This is a genomic window from Streptococcus cristatus, assembly GCF_003943815.1.
In the GTDB taxonomy this organism is placed as follows: Bacteria; Bacillota; Bacilli; order Lactobacillales; family Streptococcaceae; genus Streptococcus; species Streptococcus cristatus_F.
Map to the genome: position 1 here is coordinate 116,067 of NZ_RJNA01000004.1, position 20,475 is coordinate 136,541.

Sequence of the window (20,475 nt, forward strand, 5' to 3'; positions counted from 1 at the left end):
TAATTGCTCATATCCTCACGCTCAGAGTCGCCAATATTTGAAAGCGTGAGAAAATACCAGTTTTAAGAGCTAGCGCTCTCTCGTTTGGGCACAAATCACTATTTTGTGATATAATTAAATAAATACCTAACTAAATCCCATACTTGCTATTTGTGGTTTTAGTTGTTTGTGTGAAAAGCCTTGCTGATTTGGTCGTCGGTCTAGGCTTTTTTGTTGCTTAGATTTCTATAAGTGAAAGGTAGTAAGAAATCTTATAAATCTTCTACTAGCCAGTTCATAACTGCCTCATAGATACGCTTGGGAGCGTCATAGTCCCCATTTTCAACTTTGGTATAGGTTTGTGGTTTAATACCTAATTCCTCAGCTACAGCCTTTTTAGTCTGCTGAGCCTTAGCACGTTTAACACGTACCTTTTCAGCCAACTTAGTTGTAATTAGCATTCGATCCCCCTTTCTAACGGCCTTTTTTGCCGTTGTTTGATAGCAATTATACGACATTAAACTACGTATGTCAACTATTTTTGTTATTTTTTTAATTTTTTATGGCCTTTTTTGCCGTAATAGGTTATAATTTACTCGAAAGGTAGAATCTTACGTATGAATAGAATTAAAGAATTGAGAGAAAATATAGGATTATCTCAAGAAAAATTAGCTAAAAACCTATCAATAAACTTACGAACATTACAACGCTGGGAAAATGATGAGACAGCTATACGAAAGAAAAATGCGGAGAAAATTGCAAATTATTTCAATGTTTCTGTTCCATATTTATTAGGTTATACAGCAGAAATAGACGCCTCCAGTAATTGGGGGAAAATATTATCTATTTCCTCTCGAGATCCTGACTACGAGGCTGTAAAAGCTGGTAAATCAATTTTCCAATCTCTCACCCCTCCAAATAGTGATAAAATCCTTGAGAACAACATATTTGAATACTACGTAAATTTTTATAAAGATGGTAAGACAAAGAACAAACATAATCTATCAGAAGAGGATTTAGAAAAGTTTTTTGGCGAACAACATATTAGTCACTCTTCCTCAAAAAGACTCAACAACTTTTATCAGGCCTTAGCCTTCTTAGAAGCTGAAGAGGCTGCTGTTCTTTCATGCTTTTCTCTTTTATCAAAAGAGAAAAAGGCTGCTGTATATGAAATACTAGCAGGACTAATTACCCCGGACAATAAATAACCCCCTAAAATCCCCTCTAAGCGATTTTACAGCTCAGCTATACAAATTATCATCACACCTAAAACAAACGAAAATAGGGCTATTCTCGTAGCTCTCAGAGCCATATAAAAACAATATTCATAAATACTTGACTAAATCCCATACTTGCTTACTGATGTTAGAAAGGTATGACTATGAATATTACAGAATACAAAAAGAAAAACGGTACTACAGTGTACCGTGCAAGTGTTTATTTAGGCGTTGATAAACTTACAGGGAAAAAAGCTAGGACTACGGTCACGGCCAGCACTAAAAAGGGCGTTAAAATCAAAGCTAGGGAGGCTGTCAATGCTTTTGCAGCTAATGGATATAGCGTAAAGGAAAAGCCAACCATTACAACCTATAGGGAGCTGGTTGCTCTATGGTGGGAGAGTTACAAGAATACAATCAAGCCAAACTCCCAGCAATCCATGGAGGGGATCGTAAGGCTTCATATTTTGCCTGTATTCGGCGATTATAAGCTAGACAAGCTCACTACTCCCATTATCCAGCAACAAGTCAATAAGTGGGCTGACAAGGCCAATAAGGGCGAAAAAGGATCATACGCAAACTATAGCTTTCTTAACAATATAAATCGCCGTATTCTCCAATATGGCGTTACTATGCAAGCGATCCAACACAACCCTGCTAGAGATGTCATTATCCCACGTAAGCAACAAAACAAGGAACATAAGGTAAAGTTTTTCAGCAATCAGGAACTAAAACAGTTTTTAGACTACCTGGAAGATTTGGATCAGTCTAGTTATGAGAATTTCTTTGACTACGTGCTTTATAAAACATTGCTGGCCAGTGGTTGCCGTATTGGTGAGGCTTTAGCTCTTGAGTGGCCTGATATTGACCTTAAAAAAGGCACTATCAGCATATCTAAGACTCTCAATAGATACCAGGAAACAAACACACCTAAATCTAAGGCAGGTCTAAGAGAGATTGACATAGACAAGGCTACAGTTTCCCTACTCAAACAATATAAAAAACGTCAACAAGTCCAGTCATGGCAACTAGGACGGTCTGAGGGGATTGTCTTTACTCCTTTTACCACAAAATACGCTTACGCTTGCTTACTAAGAAAGAGGCTACAAAGTCACTTTAAAGCTGCTGGCGTTCCTGATATTAGTTTCCATGGTTTCAGACATACTCACGCTACAATCATGCTATACGCTGGCATAGAGGCGAAAGATTTACAGTATAGGCTAGGCCACTCTAATATCTCAATGACCTTGAATACTTATGTCCATGCTACCAAAGAGGGAGCTAAAAAAGCCGTCTCAATCTTTGAGGCAGCTATCAGCAATCTATAAATAATAAGGGTGCCCCATTTTTGGGCTACCCTATTACTATACCTAAAATTAGTTATGGGTAACTAAAAGGGTAGTAAAATCAAAAAAAGCACTCTAGGATAGAGGCCTAAAGTGCTTAGTTTCAAGGCTTTACAGCCTATCTTATTCAATAAAATATTACAACATTTTGTTGTAGAATTCAACGACAAGTGCTTCGTTGATTTCTGGGTTGATTTCGTCGCGTTCTGGCAAGCGAGTCAATGAACCTTCCAATTTTTCAGCGTCGAATGATACGAATGCTGGACGTCCAAGAGTAGCTTCTACCGCTTCAAGGATTGCAGGAACTTTCAATGATTTTTCGCGAACTGAGATCACTTGACCTGGAGTTACGCGGTATGATGGGATATCAACGCGTTTGCCGTCAACAAGGATGTGACCGTGGTTTACGAATTGGCGAGCTTGACGACGAGTAGTCGCAAGACCAAGACGGTAAACAACGTTATCCAAACGACGTTCCAAAAGAAGCATGAAGTTGAAACCAAGGATTCCGCCTTTGATTTTTGTAGCTTGTACGAACAAGTTACGGAATTGTTTTTCACCTACACCGTAAGTGAAACGAAGTTTTTGTTTTTCAGCCAATTGCAAACCGTATTCTGACAATTTAGAACGGTTGTTTGGTCCGTGTTGTCCTGGTACGTAGTTACGACGTGCCAATTCTTTACCTGTACCTGTAAGTGAAAGGCCAAGGCGACGAGCTTGTTTCCAAGATGGTCCTGTATAACGTGACATATGTATGTCCTCCTAAAAATAAAAATATTTCGGTGGAAATAGTCACTTAGAAAGCCCTGATTCGTGCAGATGCCCTTCGCCTAAACAGCCAAGGTTACTTGTCATAAGACACCTGTTGACGAGCTTCATGCTTTCCTGCTGCTATTTCACACAAAGGCTATTGTACCACGAATAAAGTCAAAAGTAAAGACTATTCTACAAAAAATCAAGCCCAGAGGCTTGATTAAAGTCATTTTTAAAAAACAAGGCAGCTTACAGCCCCAAAAGCTTCAAAATCTCCTGCTTGTATCGTAGCTTCTGTAGTTCTTTATCCTCACTGTCTGACCAAGTCAGTTGGAGATCTGCTACGATTTGCCCAGGCCGATTTTTCAGAATATAGATGCGGTCACTGAGAGCCAGGGCCTCCTCAATGCTATGGGTAATGAGGAGAGTCGTCAGACCCAGTCTGCGATGAATGTCCAGATACCAGGCGTGTAGCTCCATCTTGGTCAGCTCATCCAAGGCACTAAAGGCCTCGTCTAGAAGAAATAGCTTGTGACCGAACATATAGGTCCGCAACAGAGCCACGCGCTGCCGCATCCCCCCGCTCAGCTCATGTGGATACTTGTCTGCCACATCAAAGAGACTGAACTCCTTCAAAATCTGACTTGCCTGCTCCGCCGCTTCCTTTTTGGATACCTTTCGGATTAGCAGGGGCAAGATGACATTGCCCAGCACCGTCTTGTGCTCCAGCAGCAAGTCCTTCTGCAGCATATAACTTACCCGGCCCTTGGGATTTTCCTGCCCGTCTAGGACAATCCTGCCCGACTGGACCTCCAAAATCCCTGCAATCAGATTAAAGAGGGTCGTTTTCCCAACGCCACTAGGACCCAAAATAGCCACCACCTGGCCAGCTTCCACCTCTAGGCTGATATCTTTCAAAATCTGCTGCTCATCATAAGCGTAGCTTACATTTTCAAGTTTAATTTCTGTCATTATTTTATATAGTCGTTACTAAATCCCTTATTACTCAAGTCATTGTTCACGATGCCATTGTCCTTGGCCCATTTGTAAAAGGCATTCCAGCGGCTAGCCTCAAACTGACCCCACTTGTCCTTATCTGATGCATATTGCTCGGACAAATATTTTTGGGAAGCCAAGACAAAGTCACGCTTGCTTTTCAGCTCCGGAGCATGCTTGATTAAAATATCTGCCGCTTCTTCAGGGTGCTCCATGGCATATTGATAGCCCTTCTTGATGGCTTGAAGAACCTTTTTCGCATCTTCTGGATTCTTCTTGAGATAGTCATTATTAGCAATAATCACTGGAGAATAGTAGTCAAACTCCTTGACATAGTCCTTCATGTAAAAGAAATTCGTGTCCATGCCTTGCGTCTCTGCCATGATGCCGTCCCAGCCATGATAAATCCAGGCTGCATCAAACAAGCCATTTTCAATCGGCGTAATAGAGTTGGAATCGTTGTTGGGAACTTTTTCCACTTCATCAAACTGACCGCCTTGGCTTTCTACCAAAGTTTTGAGCATGCCCAGCTCCACTGGATCATTCCATGTACCGTATTTCTTGCCAGCCAGATCCTTAGGACTTGTAATCCCTGCAGACTTCTTGGAAATAATACCCGAAGTATTGTGTTCTACAATAGCCGCTACAGCTGTGATTTCTGCGCCCTTATCCAGTTTTTTAGCCATGGAGTCCTGGAAGTAAATACCAAAAGGTGCCTTGCCGTTGATAATCAAATCCGAACTGCTATCTTCAGGCGGTAACTTGATATCCACATCCACACCTGCTTTCTTAAAGTAGCCCTTTTCCTGAGCTACATAGAGGCCAGTATGGTTGGTGTTAGGTGACCAGTCTAGGATAAAATCAATCTTTTTATCCTTCTTAGCTGACTCCGAGCCTGACTGACTGCAAGCCGCTAGGCCAAAGATAGACACGGCAGCCAAACCTGCCAGCAACATTTTATAAGTTTTTTTCATTATAATCCTCTTTTCTTTTTTGGAAATAGCAGAGCTGAGCTCTTATTTCCATTTAATAACATATTTTTCACTGACAGCCACCAGCTTCATTCCCAGAAGACTGATGACCGAAACCAATATGATAATAGCAAACATGGTGTCGTACTGGAAAAGTTTCTTGGACTGAATCATGTAAACACCCAAGCCTTCGAAACCGCCCAGCCATTCGGAAACCACGGTCGTGATAAAGGCATAGGAAACACTAACGCGCAAGCCCGTATAGAAATAGGGCAGGCTGGTCGGAATCTTAAAATGCCAGAGAATCTGCCAGCGATTGGCCTGCATAAGCTCAAAGAGCGTCAGAGTATCCCGATCACAATGCCGAAAACCATCCAGAATACTGACGATAATCGGAAAAGTCGTCGTCAGAATAATGAGCACAATCTTGGGCAAAATCCCATAACCCAGCCAGAGAACCAGGATTGGCGCCAAAGCAATGGTCGGAATCGTCTGCACCACGACCATCATGGGGTAAACCAAATCATTGAGCCAGCTCATGCTGTCCATGAACACGGCTAATATACAGGCCAAGACGACACCCAAGACTAACCCCAGCAGGGCTACTTTTAAGGTGGCCCAGCTATGACTTGCTAGAAATCCCGCATCTCTGATAAAGGCCTGACCGATTTCCAGAGGTGTCGGCAGGATAAACTTGGGCAAGAGCTTGAGCCAGCCCATGACCTGCCAGATGACAAGGATTCCCAGCATACCCAAAAGGCTAATCTGCTGCCGCAGGATATTTTTCAAGTTTTTCATCAATACTTAAAATCTTTCCATAGTTTATTTTCACATTAGCAAAAACATTGTCTGCCTGAGTGCCTGCAAGCTCAATCGCCTGCTGCAGAATAGGAAATAAGGTCGCCCATTCCCCTTCTAGAACGGTCTCAAAAGGCGTCACGACCATCTTCACTGGCTGTTTTTGCAAAAACTCAATCACTTCCTCTATGACTGCCAAACGATTCACATCATGTGACAAAGGAAGAATTTGTAAAGCAATGCTGGCTTTCATCTCTTCACCTCCTTACTTTCATGCTTCATCTGAGAATAATGTATGCAGATAGGATTAAAATTCACAAGAAAATAACTTGGTTTTTAAACAAAAAGACAGCGAGCTCCCTTTATAAACACCTTGCTTTCCATACAAAAACACCTTTTCCAATATGGAAAAGGTGTTGCATGCATCAGTAAACTAAAGATTGGTGAATAATTCCCCATTTTAGCAAAACCACAAGGTCTTTACAAATACAATTCCCTACGCTGGCATTACCCAGATCAGGTGCGGTCGAAGCTTACACTTCCTCTCAGACTGTACACAGACTCCCATATATAGGATTATGATAACGCAATCATCAGCAAATGTCAAGATTGGAGCTTGGACTCACTACTTTTCAACGATAAGTGAAGCAAACGATCATCAATTAGCCAAACTCTCCTTTCGCAGCCAACAAAGACTCCATAGCCCTGATATTCTCTGACTCACTTGTGGATAAGATGGTTTCAAAACCCAGTTCAGCTGCCGTATCCAAGTTAGCTTGAATGTCATCAATAAAGACTGACTCTGTCGGATCAAGACTATACTTTTTTAGTAGCTTTTGATAAATCTCTGGCTCTGGCTTGACAACCCCGACTTCTGAGGAGAGGATATAGCCCGACAGCAGTGGAAAGATGGGCAACAAACCAGCTTTTTCAATATGGTAAAAAATCTCGCAAGTAGTTGACAGGATGTAAATGCGATAACCTTGATTAGCCCATAGTCGAATCTTTTTCTGTAAACCACTGTAAACCTCTACAACCTCATACCAATTGTAGAAGATATTCTGAACAACAGGATGGTAGGAGTCATCCAGCTGAACTAGCACTTTATCACAGGCTTCTTTCAAGCTCAGCTCTCCCTTGTCTGTTTGATGCCAGATACCCGACTCAAAAATAGCCTGTCTAAGAAGCTGTCGCCGCTCTTTCTCAGGTTCGAAAGAGGTCAAGATTTTCTCAGAATTCCATTCAATCAAGACATTTCCTAAGTCAAAAACTAAATTTCTTATCAATTCTTTCACCAGCCCTTTCTCTATATGTAGGAGCTTTCGTAAGCTCTAGCTCATGCCTTCGCAGATACACCATTCGGCTGATCTTAACCATCCTTGGTATGGCATATTTAGGTTAAGAAAAATCCCAGAAATGAACTGTTCCTCAAAGTTGGGTTTTACCCAACTCTAGGAAACAATACAAAGTTCTGGAATCACCTATTATTCTTAGTCAAAATAGCGAATTAAATTTTTCTCTGTCAAAATATCTGAGTAAGTATAGGACTCCACATAGGTGTTGGCAATTTCACCCGGCTGCCCCCCTTCATTTTCATACTCAACGATAAATAGAGAAGGATAAACTTCAATCAAACGACCTTGTTTACTTTTTTGGCGCTTACGGCCATTTTCCAAGGTCATCTCTACCATTTGCCCCTCGTGAGCCTTGATGTCCTCCTTGATTTTCTTCATTTTTGCTACATCTGTAAATGCATCACTCATACTATACATCCTCTCTTTTAGAAATACTTGAAAATTTATTATATTCTTTTTGGAAAATTAGCTCAACCGTACCACGCGCTCCGCTCCGGTTTTTCTCAATAATGACTTCAACCTTATTGTTAGGAATGCCTTCCTCTTCCTCACCGGCCCGCTCATAATAGTCATCCCGATAAAGAAAGGCTACGATATCCGCATCCTGCTCGATGGAACCTGACTCCCGAATATCAGACAGCACTGGTCGCTTATCCTGTCGCTGCTCCACGCCACGTGAGAGCTGACTCAGCGCAATAACCGGAACCTTGAGCTCCTTCGCCAAAATCTTAAGCTGGCGGGAAATTTCCGAAACTTCCTGCTGGCGGTTTTCACGACCCGTTCCTGTAATCAGCTGCAGGTAGTCAATCAAAATCAGACCAAGATTCCCTGTCTCCTGAGACAACTTGCGAGCTCGCGAACGAATCTCCGTAATCCGAATCCCCGGCGTGTCATCGATATAAATACTCGCATTAGCCAGATTTGCCGTCGCAATGGTATATTTTTGCCATTCTTCATCCGTCAATTGCCCTGTACGAATGGAGTGAGAATTAATCACTCCCTCTGAGGCCAGCATCCGATCCACAAGACTCTCTGCCCCCATTTCTAGGGAGAAGATAGCCACTGTCTTATCCAGCTTGGTCCCGATATTCTGGGCGATATTGAGGGCAAAGGCCGTCTTTCCGACCGCAGGACGAGCAGCTAGGATGATTAACTCTTCTTCGTGCAAACCAGTCGTCATCTTATCCAGCTCACGGTAACCCGTCGCAATCCCTGTAATATCAGTAGTTTGCTGAGAACGGGCTTCTAGATTAGCAAAGTTAAGATTTAGAATATCTTGAATATTTTTAAACCCACTGCGGCTGGCCGTTTCACTGACATCAATCAGAGCCTTCTCTGCTCCTGCAATGATTTCCTCTGATGGTCTTTCCCCATCATAGGCTTGGTTGATAGATTCTGTCAAGCGTGAAATCAAGCGGCGTAAGATTGCTTTTTCAGAGACGATCTTAGCATAGTACTCTGCATTGGCAGAAGTCGGTACAGAGTTAACGACCTCCACCAGATAGCTCAGTCCGCCAATATTCTGCAAGTCTCCTTGGCTATCCAAAATATTGCGAACGGTGGTCGCATCGATAGCATCCCCACGATCCGCCAAGTCAATCATAGCCTTAAAAATCAGCCGATGAGCATATTTAAAGAAATCTCCAGGCTCAATATATTCACGGACAAAGACCAGTTTGCTCTCATCGATGAAAATGGCCCCTAGTACAGACTGTTCTGCTAAAATATCTTGAGGCTGAGCTCGCAACTCATCAATCTCTGCCATAGGTGAATCCTTCCTTTAATTCTTTTTACCCTTCCGTAACCCGCAGGCGAATCACACTTGTCACATCTTGGTAAATCTTTACAGGAACATCAATCAAACCAATCGAACGAATGGGAGAATCAACCTTGATATTCCGTTTATCAATTTTTAGACCAAATTGCTTTTGTAGTTCATCAGCAATTTTTTTGTTAGTAATCGAACCGAAAGTCCGTCCGTCTGGTCCGACTTTCTCTGTAAAAGCAACAACCGTTGCTTCTTCTTCCAACTTAGCTTTAATGGCTTGTGCTTCTGCCACCATCTCTGCATGAGCCTTTTCCTGAGATTTTTGCTTTCCTCTCAGCTCACCGATAGCTTGTGCATTGGCTTCCTTGGCTAGATTTTTCTTAATCAGGAAATTTTGAGCATAGCCAGTAGGTACTTCCTTGATTTCCCCTTTTTTCCCTTTTCCTTTTACATCCTCTAAAAAAATAACTTTCATTTTATTTCTCCTTTTCTATTGATTCCTCATTATCCATCACTTGATCCATAATCTCTTGATTTAGACGTTGAGTGACTTCAGCAACCGTTTGATCGCTAACTTGCGCTGCTGCTAGATTAAAGTGGCCGCCACCACCCATTTTCTCCATAATCCGCTGAACATTGATCTTACTGCGACTACGAGCTGAAATGGATACGTAACCCTCAGTATTCCTGCTGACCACAAATGTTGCTTCAATGCCCGACATGGCAAGCATGGTGTCAGCTGCCTTACTAATGACGACTGTATCGTAGCTGGCATTTTCAGCACCCGCTGCTACAATCACATTTGGCAAAAGCTTCTTACCTGTCAAAATCAGCTCATTGACTGCTCGATACTCTTCAAAATTCGTCGAAGAAATATCCTGAATGACTACACTATCACTGCCGCGAGCCCGCAAATAACTAGCTACATCAAAGGTTCTACTCGTTACTCTGGAGGTAAAATTCTTGGTGTCTAGCATAATCCCAGCCATGAGCAGGCTGGCTTGAATTTTATTCAGGCGATTTTTCTTGGAATTTTGAAACTGAATCAACTCCGTTACCAATTCACTGGCACTGCTAGCCCCACTTTCGATATAGGCGATGACCGCATTTTCAGGAAAATCCTCATCACGACGGTGATGATCCACCACAATCGTCTGACTAAATCGGTCAAATAATTCCCTTGAAAGCGTTAAGGCCAACTTCGAGTGGTCCACCATTATTAAGAGTGAGCGACTGGTCACTCGGTTTACAGCTTCCGATATCGGCAAAAGATAATCAGCGCCTTCTGATGTCAATTTTTGAATAGAGCGATAGATATCCGAGCCCATCTGTTGGTCATCATACACAACATAGGCTTTCTCAATGATATTGCTAGCAAAAAGCTGCATACCCACCGCGGAACCTAAGGCATCCAAATCAAGATTGCGATGACCAACCACGAAAACCTGATCTACACTCTTGATTTTATCTGAAATAGCTGCCATCATAGCCCTCGTACGCGTGCGTGTACGTTTGACAGATGCAGCCGTTCCACCACCAAAGTAAACTGGATTCTTGGTCTCGTCATTCTCTTTGACAACCGCTTGGTCACCACCTCGGACCTCAGCTAGGTTAAGATTAAGGAGGGCAATCTTACCAATTTCATCATGCTTACCATCCCCGTAAGAAAAGCCCATACTAAGCGTCAGAGGAAGTTTTCGATTCTTGGCTTCTGTCCGAAATTGATCAATGATCGAAAATTTACTATCCATCAGTTGTTCCAAAACCGTATAATCCGTGAAAAGATAATAACGATCCATTCCCACCCGACGGTAGAACATATGAAATTGCTCAGAAAACTCTGCTACAAAGTTAGCTACAAAGCTATTGATATGACTAATATCTGAATCTGATACAGCATCTTCCAAATCATCATAATTATCAACTGAGACAACACCGATAACTGGTCGCGTCGTAACGAGCCCAACTGTTGCTTCATACTCACTTGATGCATCAAAAAAGTACAGGACACTAGAAGCTGAATCAAAGTAAACAGAATACTGGTTATCTCCTACTGTTGCGTAGCTACCCGATTTCGAAGCAGCAAGCTGGATAATTTCCTGAAGGAGATCACTATTTAGCTCCCCATCATCCGTTGTAAAAATCAATTCAGCATAAGGATTGAACCAGTCCACATCTCCACTATTTTCATTGATTTTAATCACACCAACAGGCATTTTATCCAACAAGGAAGCTAAACTTCCCTCTGCTTGATGATTGACATAGCGAATCTGCTCAAGCTCGTCCAATTCAGTCACTCTTTGTTGCTGAATAAATAGCCCAACCAAGAGCGCCAGCACTATGAAAAGAGACACCAGCATAGGCAAACTATCACCAAAAAGGCGTAGAGAAATAGCTAATATGATAAAGGAAGTAAACCCCACTATCGCAAAGTGGCTCGGGGAAAAACGAATTCTTTTCATTAAAAAACCTCTTATTGCGCCATTTTACCATATTTTCTTTAAAAAAGCGAGTTTTCACTGCCTTTGGATACTTGTAAAGCAAGAAAGGCTCAAATCCCAGATCTATTCTCAAATAAACATTCACAATCAATTTACAAGATGTGTAAATATTGTAAATTTTATTAAACAAAAAGTTGACAGTAGTTGTAAATATCCCTCTATATAAAAGAGTTTTTTTGTAAACAGGTATTTACAATTCTGTAAATTATTCAAAAAAACGTACTATCAATAAGATAGCACATTAATATGGCTATGATTTTGCTTTGTTTTTAGAAATGCTTCTAGACTTGCCTTCTAAGTAAACCATCAAAATAGAAATATCTGCTGGATTGACACCCGAAATACGGCTTGCCTGACCAATCGTTTCTGGATTGATTTTCTTGAACTTCTGACGCGCTTCTGTCGCAATCGAGTCAATATCATCCCAGTCAATATTTGCTGGAATCCGCTTTTCTTCCATGCGTTTCATCTTCTCAACCTGATCAAGAGCTTTAGAAATATAGCCTTCGTACTTAATCTCTGTCTCAATTAGCTCGATAATCTTTTCATACAACTCTTCTGCTGCTGGACCAATGAACTGAACCACATCTTGGTAAGACACTTCCGGTCGCCGCATAAATTCTTTGGCTGTCACTGCATCTGTCAGAGCTTTAAAACCAAGCGCTTCTATCTTAGCATTGGTTTCCTTGACAGGTTTCAACTTAATGGATTCCAAGCGCTTCATCTCGTTGTCAAATTGATTCTTTTTAATCTCAAAACGAGCCCAGCGCTCATCATCTACCAGACCAATTTCTCGGCCCATCTCTGTCAAACGCATATCAGCATTGTCATGGCGGAGAATCAAACGGTATTCCGCTCGGCTAGTCAAGAGGCGATAAGGTTCTACAGTCCCCTTGGTCACCAAATCATCAATCATGACTCCAATGTAACCATCACTGCGCTTCAAGATTAACTCCGGCTTCCCTTGGATCTTCAAGGCCGCATTAATCCCAGCGATAATCCCTTGACCAGCGGCTTCTTCATAACCAGAAGTTCCATTGGTCTGACCTGCTGTAAAGAGCCCTGAAATTTTCTTAGTTTCCAAGGTTGCCCGCAACTGGTGAGGCATAATCATATCGTACTCAATGGCATAGCCTGTCCGCATCATCTCAGCATTTTCTAAACCTTTGATAGAGTGAACCAAGTCCTTCTGTACATCTTCTGGCAGACTGGTTGACAGCCCCTGCACATAAACTTCTTCCGTATCACGACCCTCAGGCTCTAAGAAAAGCTGGTGGCGTTCCTTATCCGCAAAACGGACGATCTTATCCTCAATAGACGGACAATAACGTGGCCCCACTCCCTTAACGATACCTGAAAACATAGGAGCACGGTGCAGGTTATTTTGGATGATTTCGTGACTTTCCGCATTGGTATAAGTCAACCAGCAAGGCACTTGATCTTTCACATAGTCCTCATCACGAGAGGTGTATGAAAAATGATTGGCCTTTTCGTCTCCTGGCTGAATCTCGGTCACATCATAATTGATCGATGATGCCTTAACACGTGGAGGTGTTCCTGTTTTAAAACGACCAATTTCAAAACCTAGATCACGCAGATTATCTGCTAAAGGAATGGCTGCCAAGCTATGGTTTGGACCAGATGAATACTTGAGATCACCAATAATAATTTCTCCCCGCAAGGCTGTTCCAGTTGTAACAATGACAGCTTTAGCTGCATATTCCTGTTGCGTCGCTGTCTTAACCCCAATGACCTTACCATCTTCAACCAGAATTTCATTAATCATGGTTTGCCGCAAAGTCAAATTTTCTTGATTTTCAACAGTCTTCCGCATTTCTTTAGAATAGAGCTCTTTATCCGCTTGCGCCCGAAGAGCCCGAACAGCGGGTCCTTTACCAGTATTGAGCATCTTCATCTGGATATAGCTCTTGTCAATATTCTTGGCCATCTCTCCGCCCAAAGCATCTACTTCACGGACAACAATGCCTTTTGCAGACCCTCCGATAGATGGATTGCAGGGCATAAAAGCCAGCATCTCAATATTGATAGTTGCTAGCAAAACTTTACAACCCATGCGACTGGCAGCCAGCGATGCCTCAACTCCAGCGTGCCCCGCTCCAATCACGATAACATCATAACTTTCAGTAAAATTGTGTGTCATTTCTTTTTCCTTCATTTTTTCACCAAAAAAGGCCAAGTCTCTAGAAGTGCAGGACAAAAAAGCCTGCAACATCCATGAGCTTTGACCATCATAGGTATTGCTTATCTTATTTTAGCAAATTATGCTGAATTGTCAATCTAAATGTACTGCAAGACTTGACCATTCTTATAAGCTCTGTCAATCAAGCCACCACCTAAACACTCATCTCCATCATAGAAAACGACTGCTTGGCCTGGAGTCACCGCCCTTTGTGGTTGATCGAAGTTGACAACAGCCTTGTCACCCTTTACAGTAACTGTCACCTTGGAATCAGGCTGACGATAACGGAACTTAGCTGTACATTCCATAGTAAATTCTTCCGGCATTTCTTTCGTGAAATGAACCTGACTAGCGTCAAGGCTGGTTGACATTAAATGGTCATGATAGAATCCTTGGCCAACATAAAGAATATTTTGGCTAAGGTTTTTTCCGACCACAAACCAAGGCTCGTTGTCACCGCCCTGCTGGCCACCAATTCCAAGACCACCTCGCTGGCCAATGGTATAGTACATTAGTCCTGCATGCTGGCCCATATCTCGGCCATCCATTGTCATCATGCGACCAGGCTGAGCTGGTAAATATTGACTCAGAAATTCTTTAAAATTCTTCTCACCAATGAAGCAAATACCGGTCGAGTCTTTTTTCTTAGCAGTGGCTAAGCCAGCTCTTTCAGCAATTGCTCGAACTTCTGGCTTTTCTAAATGCCCCAGAGGAAACATGGTCTTTTGTAATTGTTCCTGTGATAGCTGGCTCAAGAAGTAGGTCTGATCCTTATTGTTGTCCTTGCCACGTAACATATGGACTAGGCCATCTTGGTCTCTCTTCACCTGAGCATAGTGACCCGTTGCTACGTAATCTGCACCCAGTGTCAAGGCATAGTCAAGGAAGGCTTTAAACTTGATTTCCTTGTTACACATAACATCTGGGTTCGGAGTCCGACCAGCTCGGTATTCCGCCAAGAAGTATTCAAAAACGCGATCCCAGTAATCTTTTTCAAAGTTGACAGAGTAGTAAGGAATGCCAATCTGATCTGCAACAGCTGCTACATCCTTGTAGTCTTCTGTGGCCGTGCAGACACCAAATTCATCTGTGTCGTCCCAGTTTTTCATGAAGATGCCAATCACATCGTAACCTTGCTCTTTCAAGAGCAAGGCAGTTACTGATGAATCAACACCTCCGCTCATACCAACAACGACACGAATCTTAGAGTTATCACTCATTGTGTTCTCCCATCTTTTCGTTATTTCACGATTGAAGGTCGTGCTGTGCTTTCAACGATTGAAGGTCGCTTGAGCAAGGTCTATTATAGCATGATTTAGCACGGAGAACAACGAATAACCTTTGGCCAATCTGAAGAGCTTTATAAGTTGTCAAGTAAATTTACAGTATTGTAAACATCTTGATAAAAAATATCATATTCCAAGCAAAAATGTACTAATAATTATAAAAAAGGGACTAGAATATAAACTCCAATCCCTGTAAATATAATTTTTCCTAAAGTTTTAATACCAGCCATTTGCTAACCAGAAATTTTTAGCAGCCGACCATGAGCCATAGCGACCTGCTACATAAGCATCCGCTGTCTTCTCTTGATTTTCTGGTGATAAATCTCCATTTAGATAGGTGATGGTCAACTGATAGCGACCATAGTATTGCCCATTTTGCGCTGTATAACTGCCGCTGGATTCTTTTTGAGCAATCCACTCCTTAGCCTCTGCATCCTCAGCACTCAAGCCAGAACTTGGGTTTACAGTAGATTGCTCAGCCTTATCTGATTTTTCAACAGTCATTTGCTCAGATACATCATCGTCCAGTTCTAAAACCTGGCCAACACTAATCAGATTGATATTGCTGATCTTGTTTTTTTGCGCAATCTTGTCAACAGTCGTCTGATGAGAAGCAGCAATCGCGGACAAGGTGTCACCTGACTTGACAGTATAACTTTCTGCATTGGCTACAATTGGAAGCAAAGCAGTAGCTCCTGCCATCAAACTGAGCAAGCCTGCTTTCATCATTCTATTTTTAAAATACAAATTCATGTTTAGAATTCTCCTTTTCTGTGATATATCTATCCTAAAGCAAAAGTATTACAGAACTTTATTACTTTGATGAATTATATTACAGACTATTGAAGAACTTGTAAAAACAGACATATATTCTAAAGCTTTTTTGATGATGTAAAGGCTATGCTGAACTATCTCTATGTTTTTTTCTCCATTTAAATCGAACCCTATCATAGAAGAAAAATAAAACTATTCCTAAAATGAAAGCTGCAGTTCCTTCCTTTAATCCTCTTGGAACAAATGATAAAGTAACTCTACCTGCTCCTCTGTTCACATCAAGTTTCATAAAACTATTCTGCGCACGTTTTAACGGAACCTTCTTGCCATCTACACTAGCTGTCCAGCCCTTATCGTAAGGAATGGTGAAAAAGAGAGAACTATCTCTATCCGCGTGATAATCAACCGTTACCGTATTGGATTTTGTCGTCACAGAAACTTCTTGTTCTTTCAATTTACTTATGAGTTGCTGATATTTGTTAACATCCACAGAGAAGAACTCTGGTTGGTTAAAAGAAACATTTCGATTCTCTGGAAAAGAAAATTGAATAGAAACCGTCTGTGCTTCCTTAAAGTAACCAATATTCAAAAATGGAAAAACATTATGGGTTGGGTAACGATTCGTGATTCCATTTACAGTGATATTGACATCCGTCTGATTATCGTTTGAAAAATCAAGATCTGCAAGGTTGACATAGACTTGACTACCTGCAGGCACCTCAATTGTGTAAGTGACGCTAGCATAGCTTAATTGAGCGTCATTTTCGATGCTTGCAGTTACTTTCCCTTCAGTTTCTTCCTCATTAGCAGCTATAGAAATTCGCTCATAATATTTATGATTCAAACCCGATAATTGATTTAAAAAGGCTGTCTGATTGTCAAGTGTTAAATTAGTGAACTTGACATCTTTGTAAATATCATTGGTTAAGAAAGCCAAGCCCAAAGCATAATTATTTTCATACAATGTCATTGATCGCTCAGTCTTCTCTGCAGAAAAACCAAATTTCTGTGGGTCTTTTTCAGACAAATTATACTTTACAGCAAAAAGGCTATCCATCAAAATGCTATTATTTTGATAGCGGAGATTAAGATTAGTTCCTGCTGATTTAAAACCTAATTTATCTAAAGTCGAGCTTGCTTGCGTATTTCTGACTGATGAGAATTGAGAAATTCCATTATAATTAAATTTCATACTGTCATTCCCAGTCTGAGGATCAAGCCTCTCTGTTCGAAAGAAATCTTTGTTTTCTTTCTTACTATACTTGACAAGACTGTCAATCTCGTTCATCTTTTTCGAATAGGATGAACGACTTGCAAAGACCCATTCTTTTGCAATTCCATCAACCTGATAATAAGCGTTTAAAGTAAGCTCAAAAACCACAAAAAACAGTAAAGATAGTGTAAACATCCTTTGCCTAACGTGACAACGAATAAAAGCAAAACTGATTAAGAGATAGGCAAAGAAAAACTCTAAAGTAAAAATGTAATTTTCGGGACCAAGAAAATCATAGTGTTTTCTATAATGCAAAGTGGCTAGAAAACCAAAAGAAATGAGTAGAAAGCTAAGGAATACTTGTCGCCATTTTACTTCCTCCAAACGATTGAGCGTTTCTGCAGCCATCAAAATGATAAGAAGAGAAAAGAGCCAAGAATAGCGATGTAAAAACATATTTGGAGCATGCATTCCTTGCCAAAGCAAATCCAAATACTGCAGTCGAAAACTCACTATAAAAATGCCAATCAAGAAAATGTAGGCCAGTTTTACACGAAGCTTAATGCTTTTTATCGTAAAAAATAAGACACTTAAAATGAAAGGGAATAGACCAACATAAATCATAGGAATGGATCCATACTTAGTCGTATCAAAACTTCCTACAAAATTTTTAGCAAAAATATCTAGATACCAACTTTTCTCAGTAAACAAGTCTTCAACCTTTGTCAAGGTCTCACCATGTGAACTCAGATCTAGATAAGTCGGCAAAATCATAATTAAACTAGTAAGGCCTGCTAATATTGACACGATAGCAAAATCAGGAAAAGACCGAATCCTAGCCTTAAAGTCCCAAGAAAGCTGAACGAAGTACCAAAGAACTAAAAACAAGGCCATCATATAACCAAAATAATAGTTTTGGATAAAGAGAATTGACAAGCTTGTAAAGTATAAAACTCTCCCTTGTCCATTCATCAACTTGTGTAAACCAAAGATGATAAGGGGTACTAATATAAATACATCTAACCAAGTTTTTATTTCTAGTTGACTGACTGAGAAACTCATCAAGGCAAAGGAAGTTGACAGAATCAAGATTAGTGTTTCTGGAATTTTTTTAAAGATCCCTTTAATACTAATACAAGTTGTCAAGCCAATCAAACCAAACTTGTTAAGAGTAAACAAGTAGACCGCATCCGGCATTGATTTTAAATCGAAAAAGTAGACGAAGGGGGAAAGGAAACTTCCTAGATAATAGCTGGAGAGAGCATAAAAATTTTGCCCTAATCCACTTGAAAATGTGTAAAAAAGACTATCCGTTCCATGAAGGATATTCCTCAATGTCGTATCAAATACGACATACTGATGGAAGCCGTCTCCAAGTAACGGCGAAGTATCGCTTCCCCAGTAAATACCTTGACTCAGATAAACGAAACACATAATGAGAAAAGGTAAGGTGAAGGAAGCTAAATAAAGCCAATTTTTCTTAAAAAAATATCTGATTTTTTCCATGTTTCTTATAGAGAAAGAGGCCGAAACGTTGTTTCATGCCTCTGTAAACTTCTGTCAACTTATGTTGACAACTTATTAATCTTTCCAAAGCTCTTTGACTTTTGCCTGAACTTCTTGATTTTCCAAAAATTCATCATAAGTTTCGTCAATGCGGTCAATCACACCATTTTTTGAGAGAACGATGATATGGTTGGCCAAGGTTTGAATAAACTCATGGTCATGGCTGGCAAAAATGATCGACTCTTTAAAGTTCTTCAAACCATCATTAAGACTAGAAATAGATTCCAAATCCAAGTGATTGGTTGGATCGTCCAAAACCAAAACATTTGACTTGAGAAGCATCAGTTTAGACAGCATAACCCGAACTTTTTCTCCACCTGACAAGACGTTGACAGACTTGTTAACTTCATCGCCAGAGAAGAGCATCCGACCCAAGAAACCGCGAAGGAAGGTATTATCATCCTCTTCCTTGCTCGCAAATTGACGGAGCCAATCAAGAATAGATTCACCGCCCGCAAAGTCGCGAGAATTATCTTTCGGCAAATAAGAACGACTGGTTGTAACGCCCCACTTGACAGTTCCTTCATAGTCAATATCTCCCATCAAGGCACGAATCAAGGCAGTTGTCTGGATATCATTTTGTCCAATCAAAGCTGTCTTATCTCCAGGGCGCAGGATAAAGCTGATATTGTCAAGAATAGTCTCGCCATCAATCTTGACAGAAAGATTTTCTACTGTCAAGAGATCGTTTCCGATTTCACGCTCAGCTTTAAAGCTGATAAATGGATATTTTCGACTTGACGGAACAATTTCTTCCAATTCAATCTTATCCAGCATCTTTTTACGAGAGGTTGCCTGTTTAGACTTAGAAGCATTGGCTGAGAAGCGAGCCACAAACTCTTGCAATTGCTTGATTTTTTCTTCCGCCTTAGCATTTCGGTCAGCGAGCAACTTAGCTGCCAATTCACTTGATTCTTTCCAGAAATCATAGTTTCCGACATAAAGTTTGATCTTACCAAAATCAAGGTCAGCCATATGCGTACAAACTTTATTTAAGAAGTGACGGTCGTGGGATACGACAATAACTGTATTCTCAAAATCAATCAAGAAATCTTCCAACCAAGTGATAGACTGGATATCCAAACCATTGGTCGGCTCGTCTAGAAGCAAGACATCAGGTTTACCAAAAAGAGCCTTGGCAAGAAGAACCTTAACCTTGTCGCCGTTCGACAATTCACTCATATTTTGATAATGCAAGTCTTCTGGAATATTGAGGTTTTGTAGCAATTGAGATGCTTCACTTTCAGCTTCCCAGCCACCAAGTTCAGCAAATTCTCCTTCCAGCTCAGCTGCTCGAACCCCATCCTCGTCAGAGAAGTCAGGCTTCATATAAATAGCATCTTTCTCTTTCATAATGCTGTAAAGGTGCTCGTTCCCCATGATAACAACATCAATGACCCGCTCATCCTCATAGTCAAAGTGATTTTGACGCAAAACAGAGAGTCGCTCATCTGGCCCTAAAGAAATATGGCCTGTCGTTGGCTCAATATCCCCAGCTAAAATCTTCAAGAAGGTAGACTTACCCGCACCATTCGCTCCAATCAAACCATAGGTGTTTCCTTCTGTAAATTTAATATTTACTTCATCAAATAATTTTCGATCACTGAAACGCAGTGATACATCAGATACTGTAAGCAATGATTTTCTCCTATATATGTAGTCTCCTCCATTTTACTAGAAAATTCTTCTTTTTTCAAATTATTATAGGACAAAAAACTATTTTAAGTGATAAATATGCCGTAAATCTTGTAA

18 protein-coding genes are annotated in these 20,475 nt (G+C 40.9%); 2 read left to right on the forward strand and 16 right to left on the reverse strand.

Annotated features, from left to right (window positions below; translation table 11 throughout):
• Positions 1-251 precede the first annotated feature (251 nt).
• Positions 252-440, reverse strand: coding sequence for a helix-turn-helix domain-containing protein (locus tag D8872_RS03760; protein WP_125389997.1), 189 nt, complete (start codon positions 438-440; stop codon positions 252-254).
• 156 nt (positions 441-596) lie between these two features.
• Between D8872_RS03760 and D8872_RS03765 the strand changes: the two genes are divergently transcribed.
• On the forward strand, positions 597-1,187 hold the full coding sequence (locus tag D8872_RS03765) for a helix-turn-helix domain-containing protein (protein ID WP_125389998.1): 591 nt from the start codon (positions 597-599) through the stop codon (positions 1,185-1,187).
• Between the two features lie 173 nt (positions 1,188-1,360).
• The gene (locus tag D8872_RS03770; RefSeq protein ID WP_125389999.1) at positions 1,361-2,524 is read left to right on the forward strand and encodes a tyrosine-type recombinase/integrase; all 1,164 of its coding nucleotides are present in this window, start codon (positions 1,361-1,363) and stop codon (positions 2,522-2,524) included.
• Positions 2,525-2,680: 156 nt separating this feature from the next.
• Here D8872_RS03770 and rpsD read toward each other — a convergent pair whose 3' ends face one another.
• The 15 genes from rpsD to D8872_RS03845 form a co-directional block, all read right to left on the reverse strand.
• On the reverse strand, positions 2,681-3,292 hold the full coding sequence (gene rpsD / locus D8872_RS03775; RefSeq protein ID WP_000092756.1) for a 30S ribosomal protein S4: 612 nt from the start codon (positions 3,290-3,292) through the stop codon (positions 2,681-2,683).
• A 252-nt stretch (positions 3,293-3,544) separates the two neighbouring features.
• Positions 3,545-4,267, reverse strand: a complete 723-nt coding sequence (locus tag D8872_RS03780) for an ABC transporter ATP-binding protein (RefSeq protein ID WP_125390000.1) — start codon at positions 4,265-4,267, stop codon at positions 3,545-3,547.
• Positions 4,267-5,265, reverse strand: coding sequence for an ABC transporter substrate-binding protein (locus D8872_RS03785; RefSeq protein ID WP_185761382.1), 999 nt, complete (start codon positions 5,263-5,265; stop codon positions 4,267-4,269). The genes D8872_RS03780 and D8872_RS03785 overlap by 1 nt, the downstream gene beginning before the upstream one ends.
• A 42-nt stretch (positions 5,266-5,307) precedes the next feature.
• Positions 5,308-6,060: an ABC transporter permease gene (locus D8872_RS03790; protein ID WP_125390002.1), complete on the reverse strand. Its 753-nt coding sequence runs from the start codon at positions 6,058-6,060 to the stop codon at positions 5,308-5,310.
• A complete protein-coding gene (locus D8872_RS03795; protein ID WP_061909895.1) occupies positions 6,023-6,313 on the reverse strand; it encodes a thiamine-binding protein in 291 nt (96 codons plus the stop codon). The genes D8872_RS03790 and D8872_RS03795 overlap by 38 nt, the downstream gene beginning before the upstream one ends.
• A gap of 409 nt (positions 6,314-6,722) precedes the next feature.
• Positions 6,723-7,346, reverse strand: a complete 624-nt coding sequence (locus tag D8872_RS03800; RefSeq protein ID WP_185761383.1) for an HAD family hydrolase — start codon at positions 7,344-7,346, stop codon at positions 6,723-6,725.
• A gap of 204 nt (positions 7,347-7,550) precedes the next feature.
• Positions 7,551-7,823 carry a Veg family protein gene (locus D8872_RS03805; RefSeq protein ID WP_005592064.1) on the reverse strand — a complete coding sequence of 91 codons (273 nt, stop codon included), beginning with the start codon at positions 7,821-7,823 and terminating at the stop codon, positions 7,551-7,553.
• Between the two features lies 1 nt (position 7,824).
• Positions 7,825-9,180 carry a replicative DNA helicase gene (gene dnaB / locus D8872_RS03810; RefSeq protein ID WP_005592121.1) on the reverse strand — a complete coding sequence of 452 codons (1,356 nt, stop codon included), beginning with the start codon at positions 9,178-9,180 and terminating at the stop codon, positions 7,825-7,827.
• A 25-nt stretch (positions 9,181-9,205) separates the two neighbouring features.
• Positions 9,206-9,658, reverse strand: coding sequence for a 50S ribosomal protein L9 (gene rplI / locus D8872_RS03815; RefSeq protein WP_005591407.1), 453 nt, complete (start codon positions 9,656-9,658; stop codon positions 9,206-9,208).
• A gap of 1 nt (position 9,659) precedes the next feature.
• Positions 9,660-11,645: a DHH family phosphoesterase gene (locus tag D8872_RS03820; RefSeq protein WP_185761384.1), complete on the reverse strand. Its 1,986-nt coding sequence runs from the start codon at positions 11,643-11,645 to the stop codon at positions 9,660-9,662.
• Between the two features lie 289 nt (positions 11,646-11,934).
• Positions 11,935-13,845 carry a tRNA uridine-5-carboxymethylaminomethyl(34) synthesis enzyme MnmG gene (mnmG, locus tag D8872_RS03825; protein WP_125390004.1) on the reverse strand — a complete coding sequence of 637 codons (1,911 nt, stop codon included), beginning with the start codon at positions 13,843-13,845 and terminating at the stop codon, positions 11,935-11,937.
• 137 nt (positions 13,846-13,982) lie between these two features.
• Positions 13,983-15,104, reverse strand: a complete 1,122-nt coding sequence (mnmA, locus tag D8872_RS03830) for a tRNA 2-thiouridine(34) synthase MnmA (RefSeq protein WP_125390005.1) — start codon at positions 15,102-15,104, stop codon at positions 13,983-13,985.
• A gap of 282 nt (positions 15,105-15,386) precedes the next feature.
• Positions 15,387-15,923, reverse strand: a complete 537-nt coding sequence (gene apf, locus D8872_RS03835) for an aggregation-promoting factor (protein ID WP_125390006.1) — start codon at positions 15,921-15,923, stop codon at positions 15,387-15,389.
• Between the two features lie 145 nt (positions 15,924-16,068).
• On the reverse strand, positions 16,069-18,663 hold the full coding sequence (locus D8872_RS03840; RefSeq protein ID WP_125390007.1) for a YfhO family protein: 2,595 nt from the start codon (positions 18,661-18,663) through the stop codon (positions 16,069-16,071).
• A gap of 75 nt (positions 18,664-18,738) precedes the next feature.
• On the reverse strand, positions 18,739-20,361 hold the full coding sequence (locus D8872_RS03845) for an ATP-binding cassette domain-containing protein (RefSeq protein ID WP_125390008.1): 1,623 nt from the start codon (positions 20,359-20,361) through the stop codon (positions 18,739-18,741).
• Positions 20,362-20,475: the final 114 nt, after the last annotated feature.